Source organism: Paenibacillus senegalensis JC66 (assembly GCF_000285515.1).
Lineage (GTDB): Bacteria > Bacillota > Bacilli > Paenibacillales > NBRC-103111 > Paenibacillus_L > Paenibacillus_L senegalensis.
This window is the reverse complement of the sequence record NZ_HE610960.1, coordinates 262,589-280,689: the sequence shown is the minus strand read 5'-3', so window position 1 is coordinate 280,689 and position 18,101 is coordinate 262,589. Positions and strand designations below refer to the sequence as shown.

17 protein-coding genes are annotated in these 18,101 nt (G+C 49.6%); 6 read left to right on the top strand and 11 right to left on the bottom strand.

Annotated features, from left to right (window positions below):
- Nucleotides 1-17: 17 nt before the first annotated feature.
- Nucleotides 18-2,999, top strand: coding sequence for a hypothetical protein (locus PSHG_RS16855; protein WP_010275018.1), 2,982 nt, complete (start codon nucleotides 18-20; stop codon nucleotides 2,997-2,999).
- Nucleotides 3,000-3,227: 228 nt separating this feature from the next.
- On the opposite strand, the gene PSHG_RS16850 is transcribed toward PSHG_RS16855, so the two are convergent.
- Complete coding sequence (locus PSHG_RS16850; protein ID WP_010275015.1) at nucleotides 3,228-3,566, bottom strand: L,D-transpeptidase; 339 nt, start codon at nucleotides 3,564-3,566, stop codon at nucleotides 3,228-3,230.
- A 212-nt stretch (nucleotides 3,567-3,778) separates the two neighbouring features.
- On the bottom strand, nucleotides 3,779-4,255 hold the full coding sequence (locus PSHG_RS27915; RefSeq protein WP_010275012.1) for a MarR family winged helix-turn-helix transcriptional regulator: 477 nt from the start codon (nucleotides 4,253-4,255) through the stop codon (nucleotides 3,779-3,781).
- 194 nt (nucleotides 4,256-4,449) lie between these two features.
- Here PSHG_RS27915 and PSHG_RS16840 point away from each other — a divergent pair, with 194 nt between their 5' ends.
- Nucleotides 4,450-4,692: a hypothetical protein gene (locus tag PSHG_RS16840; RefSeq protein WP_010275009.1), complete on the top strand. Its 243-nt coding sequence runs from the start codon at nucleotides 4,450-4,452 to the stop codon at nucleotides 4,690-4,692.
- A gap of 5 nt (nucleotides 4,693-4,697) precedes the next feature.
- On the opposite strand, the gene ytvI is transcribed toward PSHG_RS16840, so the two are convergent.
- Nucleotides 4,698-5,810: a sporulation integral membrane protein YtvI gene (gene ytvI, locus PSHG_RS16835; RefSeq protein WP_010275005.1), complete on the bottom strand. Its 1,113-nt coding sequence runs from the start codon at nucleotides 5,808-5,810 to the stop codon at nucleotides 4,698-4,700.
- Between the two features lie 128 nt (nucleotides 5,811-5,938).
- Here ytvI and PSHG_RS16830 point away from each other — a divergent pair, with 128 nt between their 5' ends.
- From PSHG_RS16830 to PSHG_RS16820, 3 genes are all read left to right on the top strand, one after another.
- On the top strand, nucleotides 5,939-6,241 hold the full coding sequence (locus PSHG_RS16830; RefSeq protein WP_010275002.1) for a HesB/IscA family protein: 303 nt from the start codon (nucleotides 5,939-5,941) through the stop codon (nucleotides 6,239-6,241).
- Nucleotides 6,242-6,268: 27 nt separating this feature from the next.
- Nucleotides 6,269-6,496 carry a DUF1450 domain-containing protein gene (locus tag PSHG_RS16825; RefSeq protein ID WP_010275000.1) on the top strand — a complete coding sequence of 76 codons (228 nt, stop codon included), beginning with the start codon at nucleotides 6,269-6,271 and terminating at the stop codon, nucleotides 6,494-6,496.
- 374 nt (nucleotides 6,497-6,870) lie between these two features.
- A complete protein-coding gene (locus PSHG_RS16820; protein ID WP_042122277.1) occupies nucleotides 6,871-7,659 on the top strand; it encodes a DUF2935 domain-containing protein in 789 nt (262 codons plus the stop codon).
- Between the two features lie 65 nt (nucleotides 7,660-7,724).
- Here PSHG_RS16820 and PSHG_RS16815 read toward each other — a convergent pair whose 3' ends face one another.
- Both PSHG_RS16815 and PSHG_RS16810 read right to left on the bottom strand, forming a co-directional pair.
- The gene (locus PSHG_RS16815) at nucleotides 7,725-9,860 is read right to left on the bottom strand and encodes a DNA topoisomerase III (RefSeq protein ID WP_010274993.1); all 2,136 of its coding nucleotides are present in this window, start codon (nucleotides 9,858-9,860) and stop codon (nucleotides 7,725-7,727) included.
- A gap of 88 nt (nucleotides 9,861-9,948) precedes the next feature.
- Nucleotides 9,949-11,109 carry a THUMP domain-containing class I SAM-dependent RNA methyltransferase gene (locus tag PSHG_RS16810; protein WP_085980215.1) on the bottom strand — a complete coding sequence of 387 codons (1,161 nt, stop codon included), beginning with the start codon at nucleotides 11,107-11,109 and terminating at the stop codon, nucleotides 9,949-9,951.
- 130 nt (nucleotides 11,110-11,239) lie between these two features.
- Between PSHG_RS16810 and PSHG_RS16805 the strand changes: the two genes are divergently transcribed.
- A complete protein-coding gene (locus PSHG_RS16805; RefSeq protein WP_392392019.1) occupies nucleotides 11,240-11,887 on the top strand; it encodes an O-methyltransferase in 648 nt (215 codons plus the stop codon).
- Nucleotides 11,888-11,907: 20 nt separating this feature from the next.
- On the opposite strand, the gene PSHG_RS16800 is transcribed toward PSHG_RS16805, so the two are convergent.
- The 6 genes from PSHG_RS16800 to PSHG_RS16775 form a co-directional block, all read right to left on the bottom strand.
- Nucleotides 11,908-12,129, bottom strand: coding sequence for a hypothetical protein (locus PSHG_RS16800; protein ID WP_010274982.1), 222 nt, complete (start codon nucleotides 12,127-12,129; stop codon nucleotides 11,908-11,910).
- A gap of 130 nt (nucleotides 12,130-12,259) precedes the next feature.
- Nucleotides 12,260-13,480 carry an MFS transporter gene (locus PSHG_RS16795; protein ID WP_010274978.1) on the bottom strand — a complete coding sequence of 407 codons (1,221 nt, stop codon included), beginning with the start codon at nucleotides 13,478-13,480 and terminating at the stop codon, nucleotides 12,260-12,262.
- Nucleotides 13,481-13,959: 479 nt separating this feature from the next.
- Nucleotides 13,960-14,640 carry a GGDEF domain-containing protein gene (locus PSHG_RS27910; protein WP_157213463.1) on the bottom strand — a complete coding sequence of 227 codons (681 nt, stop codon included), beginning with the start codon at nucleotides 14,638-14,640 and terminating at the stop codon, nucleotides 13,960-13,962.
- A 732-nt stretch (nucleotides 14,641-15,372) separates the two neighbouring features.
- A complete protein-coding gene (locus tag PSHG_RS16785; protein ID WP_010274974.1) occupies nucleotides 15,373-16,344 on the bottom strand; it encodes an ABC transporter ATP-binding protein in 972 nt (323 codons plus the stop codon).
- A gap of 176 nt (nucleotides 16,345-16,520) precedes the next feature.
- Nucleotides 16,521-17,312, bottom strand: coding sequence for an ABC transporter permease (locus PSHG_RS16780; protein WP_010274972.1), 792 nt, complete (start codon nucleotides 17,310-17,312; stop codon nucleotides 16,521-16,523).
- The gene (locus tag PSHG_RS16775; RefSeq protein ID WP_026021429.1) at nucleotides 17,309-18,085 is read right to left on the bottom strand and encodes an ABC transporter permease; all 777 of its coding nucleotides are present in this window, start codon (nucleotides 18,083-18,085) and stop codon (nucleotides 17,309-17,311) included. Before PSHG_RS16775 ends, PSHG_RS16780 begins: the two co-directional genes overlap by 4 nt.
- Nucleotides 18,086-18,101 lie beyond the last annotated feature (16 nt).

Here is an 18,101-nt window from a genome sequence, read left to right as displayed (position 1 = left end):
ATTGAGGGAGGTAGTCCATGTTTAAGAAGATAAGCCGATTGACATCACTTGTGCTAGCAAGCTCGCTGCTATTGCCGCTAGCTGCCGCAGCGGATGAGGATGCTTGGCAGGCAGCTTCAGGAGGTCATGCTGTGCGTCCCCCCGTTAATTCCGAAATTATAAGCGCCAACACATTGGAAAACGGAGACTTTGAGGTTCGCCCTGCAGCCGGGAATAGCGGAATTCCCGGATGGATAATTCCGCAAGACAGCTTGGAGGCTGGGCACCAGGCTGCATTGTCTGCAGCTGCCGGCACCTTCCTCGAGGGAAGAAGGAGCGTCAATTTGCAAGCGGTTTCAAGTTCGCAGTCATTGGAATTGTACAGCAAGCCGGTAAAGGTCATTCCCGGCCAGCAGGTACATGGAAAAGGGAGCTTCTTGCTGAACGACGGGGAATTTGTGTACTCCATTTTCGCTTATGCCGATGCCAACGATCCCCTGGACGCACCCGTTCACATGGCTTCAACCTCGGTTAACGGATCGTTCGGGGATTGGAACGAATACGAAGTATCCTTAACCGTACCGGCCAACGCGGAATTTGTGCGTACCGTCATAACTTCGCTGCCTTCTGTTGCAGGACAGGCATATGCCGACCGTTTTACTCTTGATACGGGCCAGCGGCTGCAGCTCAATGACTATGGCGTTGCGATTGAAAGCGTCGTCTCCAACCGTGCGGTCTTCACCGAGGAGAATGGGGTTAACATGATGTATGTCAACATCAATGGGGCTTCTGCGCAAATCGCCAAGATTAACCTCGATACAAGAGCCTTAATCGGACAACAGCCACTGCCATCCGATACAATCATCCGGGGATTAACCTTGGGCTCGGATGGACATGTATATGCAGTAGGCTATCAGAGCGGCAAGCTCTATCGCTATCATTCGGTGACTGGTGAACTACAGGAATTGTCGGCGATTGCCCCTAATCATAACACCTTCGACCTGGTGGCCACGGAGGACGGCCGTCTATTCGCGGGAACCTATGCCCGATTGGACGGACAGTTCGCCAAAGCATTCGAATATACGATTTCCACCGGACAAATGAGGGATTTGGGCGAAGTGCTGCCGGGACAAAAATATGTTCATTCCATGGCTTATGACGAACAAACGGGGATGGTCTACTTTGGAACGGCGACCGATGCCAATATTGTGAAATATGATGCAGTCAACAATCAGTGGGCAGGCGTGATCCCGTTGCGTTATAACGAGAATGGAACGGATGTCAATTTTACCGACGAATATAAGTATGTGTTTGATTTAGATGCGATAGACGGGCTGATATTCGCACGGCTCTCGCAGTTGAAGACGACCGGACGCGCGAGCTTGACTAATCTGGTTATTGATCCCGCCCAAAATGACGAAATCATTGGAACATTCACATTCAATCAAAGCCGTGAGCCTTCACCAATGCGCGATGGTAAAGTTTATTTTCCGTACTATACCTCGGTCAATGGGGCATTCAGCCGTTATTTGGCGTACTATGAAGTGGCCACTGGATCCGTTCATCTAGTGAATGAGCATGATCCGATTCCATTTCTCGGCGGGATTAACGAAATCGATATTGTCCAATTGAATGACCCGGCTTACCCTGGGGACACCCTGGTAGCTATGAATGTGGAGGGCGGCCTGTTCTATTACAATTTTGACACAGGCGTAACGGCTAACGTTGCACTGCCTGTAGAAGCGGATGCAGGTCAAGTGCATGCGATAGGAGCCCGGAACGATGGGGTGATCCATATTGCCGGTTATACGAATACCGGGCATTCCATCTTCGATCCGGCCACCGGGCAAGTTACGCAGTTAACCGGGCGGACCTTGGGCGTCAACAACTACCTTAGCCAGGCAGAGATGTTTATTCCATATAAAGACAACCAGGTATTGATTCCGCTTTATCCTGGTGTCCATATGAATCTGTATGATCCGGACAAGCAATGGAATCTGATTGATAGGAGCAAGCCTTTAAACCCGGTGAAGCTGTATGACATGAACCAGGCAGGTCCTGATAAGCAGGAGCGTGTATACGGCGGACAGGTCATTGAACGAAGCGGCAAGGAAACCTTGGCTACCGTCACCGTGCCGGCCAGAGATAATCGTACCGGCAAGCTCGCTTTTTACGATATGGAAAGCGGACAGCTGGAATATTACAGCCCGATTGCTAATCAAAGCTTGGTTTCCTTCGCTTACCAGGATGGAATGATCTATGGCGGATCCTCCGTTTGGAACAGCTATGGCGATACAGAGCCTAATGAGCAAGAGGCCAAAATGTTTATATGGGATGTCGAGGCTAACCAGAAAGTAAAGGAATTCGTTCCAGTCCCGGGTAAAAAGGCGATCACCAAGCTTATTGCCGGGCCTGACAGCAAAATATGGGGCTTCGCCGAAGGCCATCTGTTTATTTATGACCCCGAGCTGGACGAGGTTGTTTATGATGAACCGAAATTTGATATCACGTATTCGACTATCACCTTCCGAGACGCTGAGATGGCAATTGGCAGCGATGGCTATGTGTATGGAACGATTCAAGGGCGTTTGTTCATGATTGACCCGAGCACTAAAAATGTATATCCAATTACGACGGATAAGCGCAGATTAGCCCAAGATCAAGCCGGCAGCCTGTACATGGTGGACAGCAACTATCATTTGATTCAAGCTATCCCGCTGTCCCCGAACGTTCCGGAATACCCGGAGCAGCCTGAAGAGCCGTTTCAGACAATGGAAGAGGCGATTCATTACTTTATGGCAAATGAGCAATTGAATTCAATATTGGGTGATCAGCTGCTGTATCGGGTATCGATCATCCGTTTACTAATTGAGCAGCAGCAGCTGGCCACCGCCGCAGATTATATTCAGGACTTCCGCAGCTATATTGCGGCGCCGGCGGTTATTCAGCAGGGGCTGTTAAGCGGGGAAGCGCGGAATGCGTTAGATTTGCTCGCTCAAGCCTGGCTGGAACAGCTGTAGCGGGCCTGGGATAAGCAAAATAAGGCACACGGGGGAAAGTTTTCGAAAAGACGGAAAGGCCGCGGCTCGTTCATGGTTTCCATGACGGGATGCGGCTTTTTATGCGCTTATAAAATTAATTTTTCAAGGACCCCGCAAAGTACTGAGTAAGCTTTAAAGCGAAAGACCCCATTTGTGGGTTATCTTGCTGGTTATTGGATGTCCTTTGTCTGTAAAAAAAGCTTCCTGCTAAGGTCGAATGGTGACCTTGGTCCCTATAGGGACCAGACTAGCCAGCTCAACCACATCTTCATTGTACATGCGGACGCAGCCCTTGGACACTTCGTGGCCAATAGAGGAGGGATCATTCGTTCCATGAATTCCATAATGCGGCTTGGATAAACCCATCCAGTAAGCGCCGAAGGGACCACCGGGATTCGGTTGTTTATTGATGATCGTGTATTCTCCTACCGGGGTGGCGGTCAGCATTTTGCCAATGCCAACCGGAAACCCGCGGACGACCGTATTTTCATCAAGCAAATAGAGCTGGCGGTCGGATAAATCTACGATGATTCGGTACCGGGGCAATGCCTTTCCTTCCTTTCATCAGAAAGTGCTTCCCTGATTAGTTTATGACAAAAGCTGGCAGGCGTGCCTATGCGATAGACAGAAATAAAGGGCCGCCTTGAAGCTGCTGGTACAGCAGATCATTCCAGGTTGCCCTTTACATACCGGGAAGGAACTTATGGATTAGGAAATAATTCCCCTCGCCGTTGCCCCCAATTCATCTATGCATTTAGCTAGTTGTGCTCTTCAGTCTTGCCGAACAGACGATTAAGCTTGGCAAACAAAGCGATCGCTTCTGTTACCGTGTTATCATCCATTTGTCCAAGCAAGCGGCGAAACCGTTCTGCGCGCTCGCTGCGAATGTCGTTCATAACCTTGCGCCCTTCTTCGGTAATCGATATTAAAACGACGCGGCGATCATCAACAGAGCGCTCACGGGTAATGAGGCCAAGGCTTAACAGCTTGTCCGTCATTCCGGTTACAGCTCCGTAAGTGATCCCGATACGGCTTGCAATATCCGAAGCCTTAACGGATTCATGCCTGGATAAAATCATAAGCAGGAAGATTTGGCCGTCAGCGAGGTTCAACGAGCCACGGATGCTTCGCGTCTCCCGATTAACCAGATAAACAAATTCTCCAACGGCGTTTTGCAACTCTTCGAGATCGCTGCTGTTTTGCTGGGAAGAGGCGGTCGTCTCCGTTTCCCTCATGGAGTTCCTCCTTTTAAAATAATCATTTCGGTACTGAGCGGTACTCAATTTGACTAAAAATATAATGAAATAACTTTTGGATGTCAAGTAATGACAGGGCTTCCCGGCCCTGCCTGGAGGTTTATTGGTCTGACTTTAGTCTTGAGGTTGATTGGCTATACTGTATGATACAATAGTAGAAAGGGGGAAGGGGAATGAAGAAGCTGCTGTCAATCCATCACTGGGCACATGTACCGGCCAGAGTCTATCGCTTACTCCGTTCCGGCCATATCCCGTGGAGATCGAAGGTCTTGTTTGTCCTTCCCGTTGTCCTTTATTGGGTGCTGCCTGATGTTATGCCTCTCGTTCCGGTCGATGATATCGTAGTGACGCTGATGGCCTCCAATTATTTTGCCTATCGTATGGAAAAGAAGTATCCGCCGGTACATTCGGATTAATAGGGCTATGTATGCCCATTGGCGGGAGGGCGGTCATCATACTCGTCTTCGGGCAGCCGAATCCATTTCTGCAAGTATCCTTGATCCATCAATGCTTTGATAGTGATCGTCAGAACAGGGGAAAGAATCAGACCGGCAAAGCCAAACAGATTCAAGGAGACAATCATAAAGGCCAGCATAGTGAAAGCTGAAACGCCCAAGGTATCTCCGGTAATTTTCGGCTCAAGCACCTGGCGGGTACCGATTACTAACAGCCATATGGCCGTCAGCCAAATAGCCAAAGAGGTTTGTCCTACTATGAACAAATAAATGATCCAAGGAATAAAGATCGTCGACACCCCAAGCAGCGGCAGCAGATCAAAAATCGCAGCTATGAAAGCAATCATAAAAGCGTTGTTGACTCTGAGCAGCAGAAGTGCGATGAAAATGACAACAAAAGTGACGGAAATAATTTTTAATTGGGCCTTTACATACCCGGCTATACCCAGAAGAACATTTTCCTTCAGAAAGACAAAGGCCTTTTTGAAGGTGTTGGGCATATGCTTATGTATGGCTTTCTTCCAGCTTTCCGCCTCGATGCTGAGAAAATAAGCTAGAATAAGGCCAATGACAAAATTAATCATAAAATTGGAAACAGAGGTCAGTCCGCTGTAAAGTCCGCTGAGGAAGGCGCTTGCCAATGAACCGATTCCGGTAACGAGGGACGCCAAATATTCGCCTGCGCGTTCAATGTATTCCTGTGGAATAGTCGCCACCTGCTGCTGCAGAAATACCATGACATAATTAATAGTATCCAGCACCTGTTCTTGATACTCGGGTACTTTCTCAATCAAATTAAGGATTTGAATGGTTGCGGCTGCACTCAAGCCGGTAAGCACGCCAAGCAGAGCAAGAACGAAGACAACGGTCGAGATGGTGGTAGCCAGCGCTTTTTTCAAGCCTTTGCGGTTCAGGTAGGCGGCGAAAGGCTCGATGATGGCATAGATGACCAGAGCAAAGAAGATGGGTGCCGCTATGCTGTACAAGTAGCTGAACAACAGCATAAAGAGGTAAATGGTCAGAATAATTAACCCGATATCGAAGATCGTCTTGTAATATTTTTTATAAAACGTTAACATAGAGCAGCAATCACCTCATTTATTTGACCGCATGTTTTTTCTATAATGATTAGCAGAACATGAGTTAATCATAGCTTATCTAAGGCTGCCTTTCCAGCATAATTACTCACTAGAGGAGGAATGTTTCAATGAAATGCAAAATTACCCGCAACGCTGCCAAAGTGATTTTACGGGAAATCGAGAAGGAAGAGAACGAAAATTTGAAGCTAAGAGTGTTTGTTACCCACAAGCACGGCGATCATGCGCATTACGGCCTGGATATGAGCGAGCCGACGCAGAACGATACCGTCGTGGAAACAGACAAGGGGATTGATGTCCTATTACAATCGGACGAGCCTTTGCTGGATGGGGTTAAAATAGATTATCTGTATTTCCCGCAAGAGGGATTTGTCATTACGAATCCGTCTCAAGGAAATCACGGGGATCACTGACCCGGCTTTAAGGAGAGCTTGAGCGTTATGTCTAGAAACGATATTCGTGTATGCGATAAGTGCAGATTTACGAAGCTGTCCCGGATCGTGCCTGCTTTGGAGCAAATGGCACCCGGCACAACCGTCAAGGTTGGCTGCAAGTCTTATTGCGGCCCTTGCCGCAAAGGGGCTTTTATTTTTATAAATGGGCGTTATGTGACGGCGCCAACGGAAGATGAGGCACTGCAGAAGGTTCGCCGCTTTGTGAAGAAGTAAGACGGACTGCCGGGCCTTTGGAGGAGCCTGCGGCATATATCCTCCGGCTGGTGAAACCGGCTTGCTGGAAGCCGATTTGGTTGTCTTGACCGGAATCAGCGCCAGCATCGTAATCGCAGGCTGACCCCATACCGGGGAGATAAGCTTAGGACTTCGCTGTTCCCGCAGCGAGGTCTTTTTTTGTTCCATGGCTGATTTTTTGAACATTACCAACAGCGATTTTTTTTCTTTTTATGCTGCAAGCCTTCTGATTATCCAGCATACGCTTACCTAAGAGGGAGCATTTTACATAATCGGGCATTTTGCGTAAATTCGATTACATTGGAATTTAATGCAAAATGCTGATAGCCAAGAAGCTGCTTAAGGAGGAGGGTATGGACAAAAGCAATTCCTTTGTTGTCGTCGAGGCAAGCTCCGATGTATGGCTGGAACAGCGTTTCTGGCTGCAGGTGTTGGGGGATCATGCCCGGTTTATCCATGATTCCCTTGCGCCGCAGGAAAAGGATGAGATCAAAAGGGCTCACCGGTTTATCCGGATTTTCGACAGTCTGCTTCAGGAAGCGCAGGTGGAGGATGAAGCGCGGCTGGAACCGCTTAATCAAACCGCTTATTGGCGAGCATCCGAGCTGCGGGATTTCAAGCTGTATTTATTGCGCCGAATGCTGACAGGCGCCATCCGCTTTCACCTCTCGTCCACATTCGTTAACCATATGATTAACGAGCTGGAAGAATACATGCGAATCTTGAAGCATATTCAAGCCCATGGCCGGCCGCCGACTTATGATGCGATTCAGCTTCATTTGATCTGGCTGCAGGACGCCGTAGAGCACGCGGATTCTGTATCGGCATCTTTGGCGAGAGTCGAAAAAAGATTGACTGAGAAAAGCGGCAGGTTTTCCGCTCATTTTACCGATTTTTATATGAAGGCGGTGGAAATGGCCGGTTACTTGCGTACACAGCTTCAGCATTTTCCTGCCCTAAACCGGTTTAATCGCGAAGTCGAGCTGGAAATGATGCTGTTCAAGGAATTTTTGGAGGAGCTGGAGAGCATGGATTTGGATGCGGAGCTCCTCGGCACTCTGCAGCCTTTAATGGCCGACCACATGGCCAGGGAAGAGTGCTATTACATGATGAAGCTATCTTTGGTGGGCAAGAGCAGGTAACGAATAAGGCCAAGAGCTAGCCGGCAGATATCGCCGGCAGATCTTGGCCTTTTATCATATCAAGCTTATTTGTCTGATTGTTGTTGCTCGAGGGCCAGCCTTAACGCATCTCCCAGGCTGTTGCCAAGGGGGGCGTTATCGCTGTATTTCTCTACAAGCTTGCGATTCATTCGGGCCGCAGCTTTGCCGCCGCTGCCATCCAACTGCTCGACTACATTGCAAGGTCTGCATTGAACGTACTTGCCGTTTTTGCCGTTATGAATCTCCATTTTTTTGCGGCATTGCGGACAGCGCTTGTTGGCCAATTGCGGCTCCGCTGCCTGGCGGTAGCCGCAATCCCGGCTCGAGCATAAATAGAAGCGCCCGCGTTTCCCTTTGCGCTCTTCCATTCGCTCCCCGCAATCCGGACATTTCTTATGCGTCAGGTTGTGCGGGACATAATCAACCGTACTTTGCTTAACCTCCTGCACCAGCTGAATCGTTTGCTTGCGGATGTTATCGAGGAAAATTTTCATTTGCCCCTGGCCTTTGGCGATTCTCTCCAGCTCCAGCTCCCACTTGGCTGTAAGCTCAGGGGAACGGAGCTCCTCGGCCGCCAGTTCAATAAGCTGCCACCCTTTTCCCGTCGGTGCGAGGCTTGCTCCTTGCCGCTCAATGGTATCGCTGTGCAGCAGTTTCTCAATAATGTCGGCCCGGGTGGCAGGCGTCCCCAGATTATGCTTCTCCATCTGAGTTAACAGTGAAGCCTCCGTGTAGCGGGCAGGCGGCTTCGTCTGTCTTGCCTGGATACGGCACTGGCGGATGGTGACCGTTTGTCCTTCCTTAAGCTCAGGCAGCAGCTGTTCCGGGCCGGAGTCGTTATCCGGCTCATCTTCATCGTCGGTATAATCGCTGCTGCCGTACACTTCCTTCCAGCCGGCATCCTTCATATGCTGACCGGATGCCCACAGCGTTTCGCCGCTGACTTGAATCTGCACCTTGGTCTGGTCATAGCGGCAGGGCGGATAGAACAGGGCGAGAAAGCGCCGGACTATCAAATCGTAAAGCTTGCGCTCCTCATTGCTTAGCGAATTCAGGAGCACCGTTTGTTCGGTCGGGATTATCGCATGGTGGTCTGTGACCTTGCTATCATCGACGATACGCTTGGACACTTGCAGCGGCTGTTTAAGCACATTTCGGGCCAGAGAAGCATAAGGTCCCACGGCAATGCTCTGCAAACGGCTTTTGAAGGTGGACTTCATGTCCGATGTCAAATAACGGGAATCCGTACGCGGATAAGTGACCAGCTTATGCTGTTCGTACAAGCGCTGCAGGATGTTCGAGGTTTGCTTGGCGGAAAAGCCATAACGCCGGTTAGCATCCCTTTGCAGCTCTGTCAAATCATAAGCGAGCGGCTGGGGAATCCGCTTTTCTGTCTTTTGCAGCCGGATTATTTTTCCGCTTTGTCCTCCCAGCCGGCGGCTCAGATCCTCCGCCTTGGCTCTGTCCATAATCCGCGCTTCCCCAGATCCGGCCTGTCTCCACTGGGCCTGAAATGTGCCTATGTCGGCCTGCAGCAGCCAGTAATCAACAGGCTTAAAGGCGCGTATGGCTTTCTCTTTCTCAATAATCATGCCAAGCGTCGGTGTTTGCACACGTCCGGCGGACAGCTGCGCGTTGTATTTGCTAGTCAAAGCGCGGGTAACGTTCAGGCCGATAAGCCAATCCGCCTCAGAACGGCATACCGCCGATTGATACAGGCGATTGTAATCACTGCCCGGCTTAAGCTTGGCGAACCCTTCCTTGATGGCCTGATCCGTTTGCGAGGAAATCCACAAGCGCTTAAACGGCTTTTTCCAACGGATTTTCTCCATGATCCAGCGGGCAACCAGCTCTCCTTCTCTTCCCGCATCGGTGGCAATAACCAGCTCCTTTAAATCGGAGCGTTTGCCGAGCTTTTCGATCGCCCGGAATTGGTGGGAAGTTTCCTTGATTACCTTCAGCTTCATTTCCCCGGGAATGATAGGCAAATCCTCCAGCTTCCATGACTTGTAGCGGTCATCGTAATCTTCCGGCTCGGCCAAAGTAATCAAATGTCCTAGCGCCCAGGTAACGACATATTGGGCTCCCTCATAATGCGATTTATGTTTTTGGCGGGCGCCAAGAACGCGCGCCAGCTCTTTGGCGACGCTTGGCTTTTCCGCCAGTACTAACGTTTTCAAGGCTCTCTCTCCTTAATTAACAAATTAAAGCCGGACTTCTGGGTTGAACCGAACTTTTTACCGTCTGCATGCATGCTATCAGGAATAGTTAAGTTGGACTATTGTTTTGCAGCCGATTTCTAGGCGGCAGCGGCCCGAAATACTGGTACAAGGCAACCTCTATCCGGCCGTTGTACAGCTTTCGCCGTTTGTCTGCGGGCTTGCCCCAATAGTGCTCCAGCTGCTTGGAAGGGCTTAAGATGAATGCAGACCAGGTGTCCAGCGATTGGCAGATCGAGCCGAGCCTGCGAAGCAGCTTTTCCACATCGGCCCGGTCCCCTAGCCGCTCACCGTATGGAGGATTCGTAATGATACAGCCGTAATCGCCGCGGGGCTTGATATCCGAGACGCTGCGCACGTGCCATTGAAGCTCTTTGGCGAATCCGGCGCTTCGGGCTGAAGCTTTGGCCACCTCTATCGCTTTTTCATCGATATCGGAGCCGATGATTTCAAGCGGAACATCGTCCTTGACGAGATCGTAGGCTTCTTCACGGGCATCCTCCCACAAAGATGAACCCATCACCGGCCAATGCTCGGCAGGGAAGGATCGGCGCAGGCCTGGGGCCAGATTCCAGCCGATCATAGCAGCTTCCACAGGAATGGTGCCGGAGCCGCAGAAGGGATCGTAGAGCGGCCTTTCCGGACGCCAGCGGCTCAGCATGATCATAGAGGCTGCCAGCGTTTCCTTTAAAGGAGCCTCGGTCACGAGCTTGCGGTATCCGCGTTTGTGCAGGCTGGGTCCGGTCGTGTCGAGGGTTAGAGTCGCTAGATCATGTAATAGCGAAATTTCGATCACATAGCGGGCTCCCGTCTCCGGAAACCATTCGCGATTATACGTTTGCTTCAGACTGTCGACCACTGCTTTCTTGACAATCCCTTGACAGGCGGGCACGCTCGACAATTGAGACTTATGGGAGCGGCCCTCAACCGGAAATTCACCGTCAGCAGAAATCCATTCCGACCAATTTAATGCCTTGGTGCCTTCAAACAGGTCATCGAAGGTCAGCGCCTTGAATTCCCCCATTTTAATTAATATCCGGTCGGCGCTTCTAAGCCAGAGGTTGGTCCGGCAGATGGCAAGCTTATCCGCTTTAAACGTTATTCTTCCGTTTTCCACTTTTCTTTCTGTATATCCAAGCTCCTTGAGCTCGCGGTCCACAACCGCCTCCAAGCCCATTGGACACGTAGCAATTAATTCGATGGGGCCCACCTCATTTGCATGTTCTTGATTTTCCGCAAGGGAATTCCTACACTGATTAGTATAGGCTAATCACCATGGCGACACAATGATCTGCTTGATCTGCCTGATCTGCCTTGGAGGAAGAATAGATAAGAGGGAAGTGTTAACCAGTATGGACGAAAAGCAATATGCCGAATCGCTGCTCCCGGTCGATCCGCAGTTGGAGCAGGTACGTACTTCAATCCGTGATCAACAAATGCATGATATTTCTGTACCGGCAGGGTACGGCAAGCTGCTCACGCTTCTGGTCAGAATGACCGGGGCAAAGGCGGTGCTGGAGATCGGCGCTCTGGGCGGATACAGCGGAATCTGCTTGGCTAGAGGTCTGGCAGATGGGGGGCGTTTGACATCCTTGGAGCTAAGAGAAGATTATATCCAGCTGGCGAAAAACAATGTAAGCCGCGCCGGATTCGGAGAGTGTGTCGAATATCGGGCGGGAGAAGCATTGGAATCACTTAAGCAGCTGTATGCTGAAGGCAGGCGGTTTGACTTCTTTTTTATCGATGCAGATAAGGGGAATTATCCCAACTATTTGGATTGGGCGCTTAAGCTGGCTCTCCCAGGAGCGGTTATTGCCGGCGACAATGCTTTTATGAAAGGGAAGGTATATCAGGATCAATATGAAGGGAATTCGGTCAAGGCCATGAGAACCTTTAACCAGAGGATGCTGAATGACGAGCGGTTGGAAGGGGTGCTCTTGCCGGCCTACGATGGACTTGCAGTAGCAAGAGTCAAGGCCGGCTCATGACCAGTTAAGCTATGTAAGGGCTAAAAGGATGCAGCAGGTGACGCAAATAACAGCCTGCCTTGAGCGAGTCCGTTCTTCAGGTGGGGCTCGTTCAAGTGAAATTCCGCTTCAGCTAAAGGCTGATTCTGCTCCGCACGGTAGGGAACGGCGGTTAGACCAATGTAAAACAACAGCAGCTCCGCACACAATATAGACACCAGTATTCTTCTTAAATTCAATCGCCAATTCAAAGCTGTGGGCATTTCAACTTCCCCCCTAAATTGCATGTTATATTGATTAGACGATTTGAGCGGCGCAGCCGTTCCATTAATTTTGCCAATATCTAATGAAGTTCTCATAATGAATAGCATGTGAATGGGTCTTTGCTGGTTCTTAAGGCTTGTCTGCTGCTTCGGAGCCTTTCGCCGGCTTAGCATATAGCGTTTTGCGGACCCAAATCGCATTAAGCAGGAGCAGAACGGCAGACAGAATAAACAAGCCCCGGATCGTGATGATGCCAGCAAGAATGCCTCCGGTAACGGGACCGATGAGATTCCCCAAGCTCAGTGTACTCGTGTTAAAGCTGTAAGCCCGGCTGTCCATCCCTTCCGGCGTGTATTTCCGAATAAGCGCATTGACCGATGGAAGCAGCCCGCCCATAAAGATCCCAAGGAAAAATCGTGATACGATGAGCTGCCAAACTTCCGTTACCATAGCCTGAGGAATGCAGGCAATGGCTGAGCCGATTAAGCAGACGCCGAGGATTCTTTCAGAGCCGATACGGTCCCCCAAGCGCCCCAGGACGGGTGAAGCAATCATATTAGAAATGCCATTAACCGACCCAACCAACCCGGCCCAGAAAGCAAGCATCTCTGCGGAGCGATGGAGATCCTGTACGTAAAGCGGCATTTGCGGCATCGGGCTGAGCAGAGCGAACTGAATAAGGAATGTCACGGAGAACAGCGCCGGCAATTGGGGGATCGCCTTAAGCTTGGCAAATCCGGACCATACCGACACTCTCGGCTGGCTTTTTGCCTCTTCGCGGTTAAATGATTCCTTGATCAGCAATGCTGCCAGCATTGTCGCTGTAAAAATTAAACCGCCCGTAATATAAAAGATCGGCCGGAAGCCGATACTGTCTGCCATCAAGCCTCCCAGAAGAGGGCCCATGATCGTTCCGGCGACTCCGCCGGACTGCACCATCCCCATGGCGAATCCGATTCGTTTTCTCGGAGTACCCGCGGAAACGAGGGAAACAGAGGCCGGTATAAAGCCGGATATCGTACCGTTCAGCATTCTCAATAGCAGCAGATGCCACGCATTTTGAGCAAATCCCATACAGACCATAACTATCGCCATACCAAAGCCTGAGCGCAGCAGCATCAGCTTTCTGCCATACCGGTCAGCAAGCCCTCCCCAGATAGGCTGGAAGATAAAAGACGTGACGAAATTGGAGGCAAAAATAATGCCTGCCCAAAAGGCCAACTCCTTGTCCCCCGACATGCCCAGCTCCTGTAAATACAAAGGCAAAAATGGAATGATCATGGTCATGCCTGAGGTGACAAAAAATTGGCCAAACCAAAGAACGAACAAATTTATTTTCCAACGTTCCAACGTATTCTCCTTCTTTCCACAGCATGATGCATAAATCCCGTGTATCCAGTGGAGCGGATGTTTTTCCGGTTATAGCCTGCATCTCTTTTAACTGCACCTTTTAACCCGTAATCACTGGTATGGATCAATTGTGTAACTTTTATCATAAACTGTAAACCCGTATCTCTTGTGTACCCTGTATTTTTTGTGAAGCTTGGATCTTATGTTATAGTCTCTATAGTTTGACGGAAATTTAATATGCAGAGCGCTCTCTATGCGATCAAACATTCTGGAATGCTCGAATTGTTGAAGGGTATATCCATTATACCTCACTCTCAACAAAACATGCTGAAAAAAGGAAGCAGGGTATCTACGTGGTAAACTACTATCCCTGTCTATTTTAAGGGAGTAATGATCATGAAAAAACTCTCCCGCCTCTTCTTTGGTAAGGCGAGAGAGCAGCATATTGAATAAACGCAAGAAACCCCGCATTTACGAGATCATTGAAGCGGGGAAGGATTAAAGGCAACCCGATTGCGTAATTTCTTAGCTTCGTACATCGATTTATCGGCTCGCTGAATAAGCTCCTCTATAGTGGTATCACCTTGACGGAGCCCTGCGACTCCAACGCTGATCGTTACCGAAACCGTATCATGCTCAGAAATCTTGAAACGCTGTTCTTCAATTTGTGAGCGTATGCTTTCGCACAGTATTACGGCATCATTCAGCTTTGTTCCGGGAAAAATGAGAGCAAATTCTTCCCCGCCCCAGCGGCCGACAATATCTCCTTCGCGAAGGGAAGCCCGCAAGGTTTGTGCCACTTTAAGCAAAGTCTGATCTCCGGCAAGATGGCCATACTTGTTATTAATGTCTCTAAAGCCGTCAATATCGATAACTGCCAGAGACAGGGGTTGTTCTTCTTTATGTGCCTGGTGAAATACAATGGACAGTCTCTTAAATAGAAAACGACGATTATAAAGACCTGTGCCATCATCCGTAATGCTCATTTCCCGCCATTGACTTGTAAACAAGGCAACCAGCGCCCCGCCGAACGCCGCGAATAAAAGAGCAGCGATCAGGCCGAGGGAGCCTGTCCGCATAAGCAGCAGTGCAATGGCAAGCGTAACTACGCCTATAACGGCCCCCCATGCTGCTGTCTGAATGACTGTAGGCTTAATCACACCAGCCACCTCTCCAACAAGGGATATTAATGAAAATGCTGTGTAAATCGCAGCAGCATAACATAGTAAGTGAAATCCCATTATACACCATTTTCCTTAAATTGTCAAATTTATCACGTTAAAACAATATTTAAAGACATGGGAGAAAGTTATATCCGGGAGAGGCGCCGTAGATTTATCTGTGAAAGCAGCGCTGGAGCGGCGGGGAGGGAGGGTGCTGTATGTATTTACAGTCTGGTACGCATGTGCGCAGCCGTGTAAGCAGAGTGGTGCACAGCCTGGGTAAGCAGAACGTTGCGCAGTCTGGGCAAGCAGAACGGCGAGCAGCCTGGGTAAGCAGTTCGGCTGCGTCCGGCTTGGATTGTAGAGCTCGCAGTTAGGTCGTCGATTAACTGTGAATAATAGATTGCGGCGTGCAGTGAGCCGTTGCGACCTGCTTCGAATTTTAACGCTCGTGGTGGTCCTTATTTGAGCAAAATCAGGGGGATAAAAATTGTAACGCTTGCCATCGTCCTTATTTTGTTTCAGATCGCGGTTTTCTGGGCTTTTTGTCACAAATAAGAGCGAGGATGAGCGTTAGCGCAAGCGGATGCCCGCCGCCCCCGTGCAAGCGAGCGCTACAAACTCTCCACGAGCATTAGCGCAGTAGGTCGAAGCTTCAACATAATCAAGAGGCGGGCTATTCATCCCGCCGCTCGCGATAAACCCGGCTGGGCTGACTTACTAGGCTAATTAATAAATTTTATGAATCACTTCTTCAAAATCAGGCTCCTGCATATGAACGTCTTCGACCTCTCCCCACTGGCTGGCAGCCCGAAGCACATCCATCGCGGTAATTTCCTGACGGTTGCATGTAATCATGACCTGCCTTTCATTCTGCTCCAAGATGGAGAAGGGATGGTCTGTGATGCGGACGTTATCGGTTAAAGGCTGGGCGTACGTAACCGTTATAACTGTCGGCAGCCCGATGCGGTCCCTTAATTGCGTCAGTGTTCCGTCATAGACGAGCGTTCCGTGGTTTATGACGATCACCCTCTGGCACAGCTGTTCGATATCATCCATATCATGGGTCGTAAGCAAAATCGTAATACCCAGCTCGTTATTAATGGTTTTCAGGAACCCTCTAATATTTTTCTTGGCGGCAACATCGAGACCGATCGTTGGCTCATCCAGGAACAATAATTCCGGTTCGTGCAGCATTGCTGCAGCCAAATCCCCCCTCATCCTTTGTCCTAGCGACAATTTGCGTACAGGAGTGTGCAAAAATTCATCCAGGCCCAGCAGTTCATTCATTTCCCGCAGCTTTCGCTCTTTACACTTCGGCTCCACGCCATACATGGCGGCCAGGATATCGTAAGAATCCTTAAGCGGCAGGTCCCACCACAACTGTGTCCGCTGTCCGAAAACAACACCAAGGCGGCGCACGACCTGCCGCCGATGGGTGTGAGGACTGAGTCCTCCAATGCGCACCGAGCCGGATGTCGGGTGAAGAATGCCCGTGAGCATTTTAATAGTCGTTGATTTACCTGCTCCGTTAGGACCGAGATAACCGATGAATTCTCCTTTTTGCACTTGAAAATTGATGCTTTGCACTGCATTTTTCTCACGATATTCTCGTGAAAACAAGCTCCTCAAGCCTTGAAAACGGCCTTCTTTAGTGACCGGGATTTTGAACGTTTTACTTAAGTCGGAAACCTCTATCATGGAAGCTGCCTCCTTTTTTATTCGATAAAATGGGCTGAATCAGCATTGTCACTGAACCCAGGCTTAGGCTCGCCCCCGCATGCAACTGCGTGCTTCGTCTTACAACAGTGTGCGAGCAGTCGTCCTTCTTTTTTTAATCGCTTGGATAAATAAGCAAAATGCCGGGTCAGGCAGGTTTAATTCCCCGTGCTTTGATAGCGGGAAATCCCAACCCTCCAGAAACGCAAGCCGACCCAGAGAAAGCCAGCCGTGAAAATGAGGACAAGCCCGATCACCCAAGGGCCCATTTCTCCCCGGATGATATAAAGGGTCGGAACATAGTTGACTAAGCCAACCGGAAGCACAGTTAGCAAGATTAATTGCATCCACTTTGGATACAGGGAGATAGGATACTGAGCGGCATTCCGTGCAGCATCCTCTGTGATATTCTGAAGATCGCGAATACGAGTGATCCAGAATCCAACGGTCGAGGTAATCAGTCCGATAGTAAACAGGATGAAACCGCCGCACACGATCATCAGTAACGTTAAGGGCACATCAAACCAGGTCATTTGGCCAGCAGCCATTAATCCGTTAATACAGATGGTCATAATGATGATTCCTTGAAAAAATTCAGCAGCAAGAATATTGAAGTTTTGCGACATTAAAGCAAGCAATACTGGGATCGGACGGGTCAGCAGCTGATCCATCTCGCCATTAACCAGATAGCGTTCAATGTGGTGAACGTCGGAAGCGACAGTACGATACAGAGCACGTGAGAGAATGATGGCGGAGTACAAATAACCGATTTCCAGCAGGCCCCAGCCTTTGATATCGCCGAACCGGTTAAGAATGATAGCGATCAGCAGGAATTCCATAACATTAATAACTAGAGCCATCAAGGAAGAAAAGATAAAGTTAAACTTGTACTGCATCCTCGAACGGATGCTGGCACGGATGAGCAGGCCGTACAATTTCAATTCATTCATCCTCCCTGCACCTCCAGTTTGCGTCGAACGATAGCCGTTACGGCGATACATATAAACGTCATCGCGATACACCATGCTAGGGAGCCGAATAACGCGGTACCATTCTCATACTCCAGAAAAATGCGTGTCGGATGATACTGCAGGTAAGGGTAAAAGGACAGGCGGCTGATCGTTTGCAGCCAACCGGGAAGCCATTCTATTGGAATCAGGAAGCCGGAGAGCAGGGAAGACACGGCAAAATTAGCCCAAACGAGCCATCTTGATTCCGTCGTCCACATAGCGCATACGCCAATCAAATACTGCACACAAATCGATATGTAAGCAGCCAAAAGCAGTGCGCAAGCCGTTAACAGCCAAGTAAAAGCCCGATCGGGCAGACTGAGGGAGAGGACAAATACATAGAGAACAAAAATTGGCACCATCTTGTACAAAAACTGATAGGCAATTTGTCCCCATTCCCTGCACATCAGCATATAAAACAGATGAACCGGCCGCATCATGTCCATCGAGATTTGTCCGGTGCGGACACTGTTCTCCAGGCCCAGCCCATTGGTTAAAAATACGGTCACCCACAGGCACGCCTGATTAAAGGCGACATAGTTAATCATGCCTTGAACCCCATATTCCCCGAGAGAGCTGCCTTCTCCCACACCGATCCAAATAGATACATAAATAAAGCCAAACAAAGAACTGGCCACCGTATTCAGCACATGGGAACCTCTGTACTGCAAGTTACGGGCATACGCCTTGCGCATCAGAACAGAGAAAAGCATAGGTACCTCCCTCAAT

What these genes read in the sequence shown, in the direction of transcription:
- PSHG_RS16780 (WP_010274972.1), bottom strand. Translation starts at nt 17,312, where the DNA reads ATGAATGAATTGAAATTGTACGGCCTGCTCATCCGTGCCAGCATCCGT.
- PSHG_RS16830 (WP_010275002.1), top strand. Translation starts at nt 5,939, where the DNA reads ATGAAATGCAAAATTACCCGCAACGCTGCCAAAGTGATTTTACGGGAA.
- PSHG_RS16855 (WP_010275018.1), top strand. Translation starts at nt 18, where the DNA reads ATGTTTAAGAAGATAAGCCGATTGACATCACTTGTGCTAGCAAGCTCG.
- PSHG_RS27915 (WP_010275012.1), bottom strand. Translation starts at nt 4,255, where the DNA reads ATGAGGGAAACGGAGACGACCGCCTCTTCCCAGCAAAACAGCAGCGAT.
- PSHG_RS16775 (WP_026021429.1), bottom strand. Translation starts at nt 18,085, where the DNA reads ATGCTTTTCTCTGTTCTGATGCGCAAGGCGTATGCCCGTAACTTGCAG.
- PSHG_RS16800 (WP_010274982.1), bottom strand. Translation starts at nt 12,129, where the DNA reads ATGCCCACAGCTTTGAATTGGCGATTGAATTTAAGAAGAATACTGGTG.
- PSHG_RS16785 (WP_010274974.1), bottom strand. Translation starts at nt 16,344, where the DNA reads ATGATAGAGGTTTCCGACTTAAGTAAAACGTTCAAAATCCCGGTCACT.
- PSHG_RS16840 (WP_010275009.1), top strand. Translation starts at nt 4,450, where the DNA reads ATGAAGAAGCTGCTGTCAATCCATCACTGGGCACATGTACCGGCCAGA.
- ytvI (WP_010275005.1), bottom strand. Translation starts at nt 5,810, where the DNA reads ATGTTAACGTTTTATAAAAAATATTACAAGACGATCTTCGATATCGGG.
- PSHG_RS16820 (WP_042122277.1), top strand. Translation starts at nt 6,871, where the DNA reads ATGGACAAAAGCAATTCCTTTGTTGTCGTCGAGGCAAGCTCCGATGTA.
- PSHG_RS16825 (WP_010275000.1), top strand. Translation starts at nt 6,269, where the DNA reads ATGTCTAGAAACGATATTCGTGTATGCGATAAGTGCAGATTTACGAAG.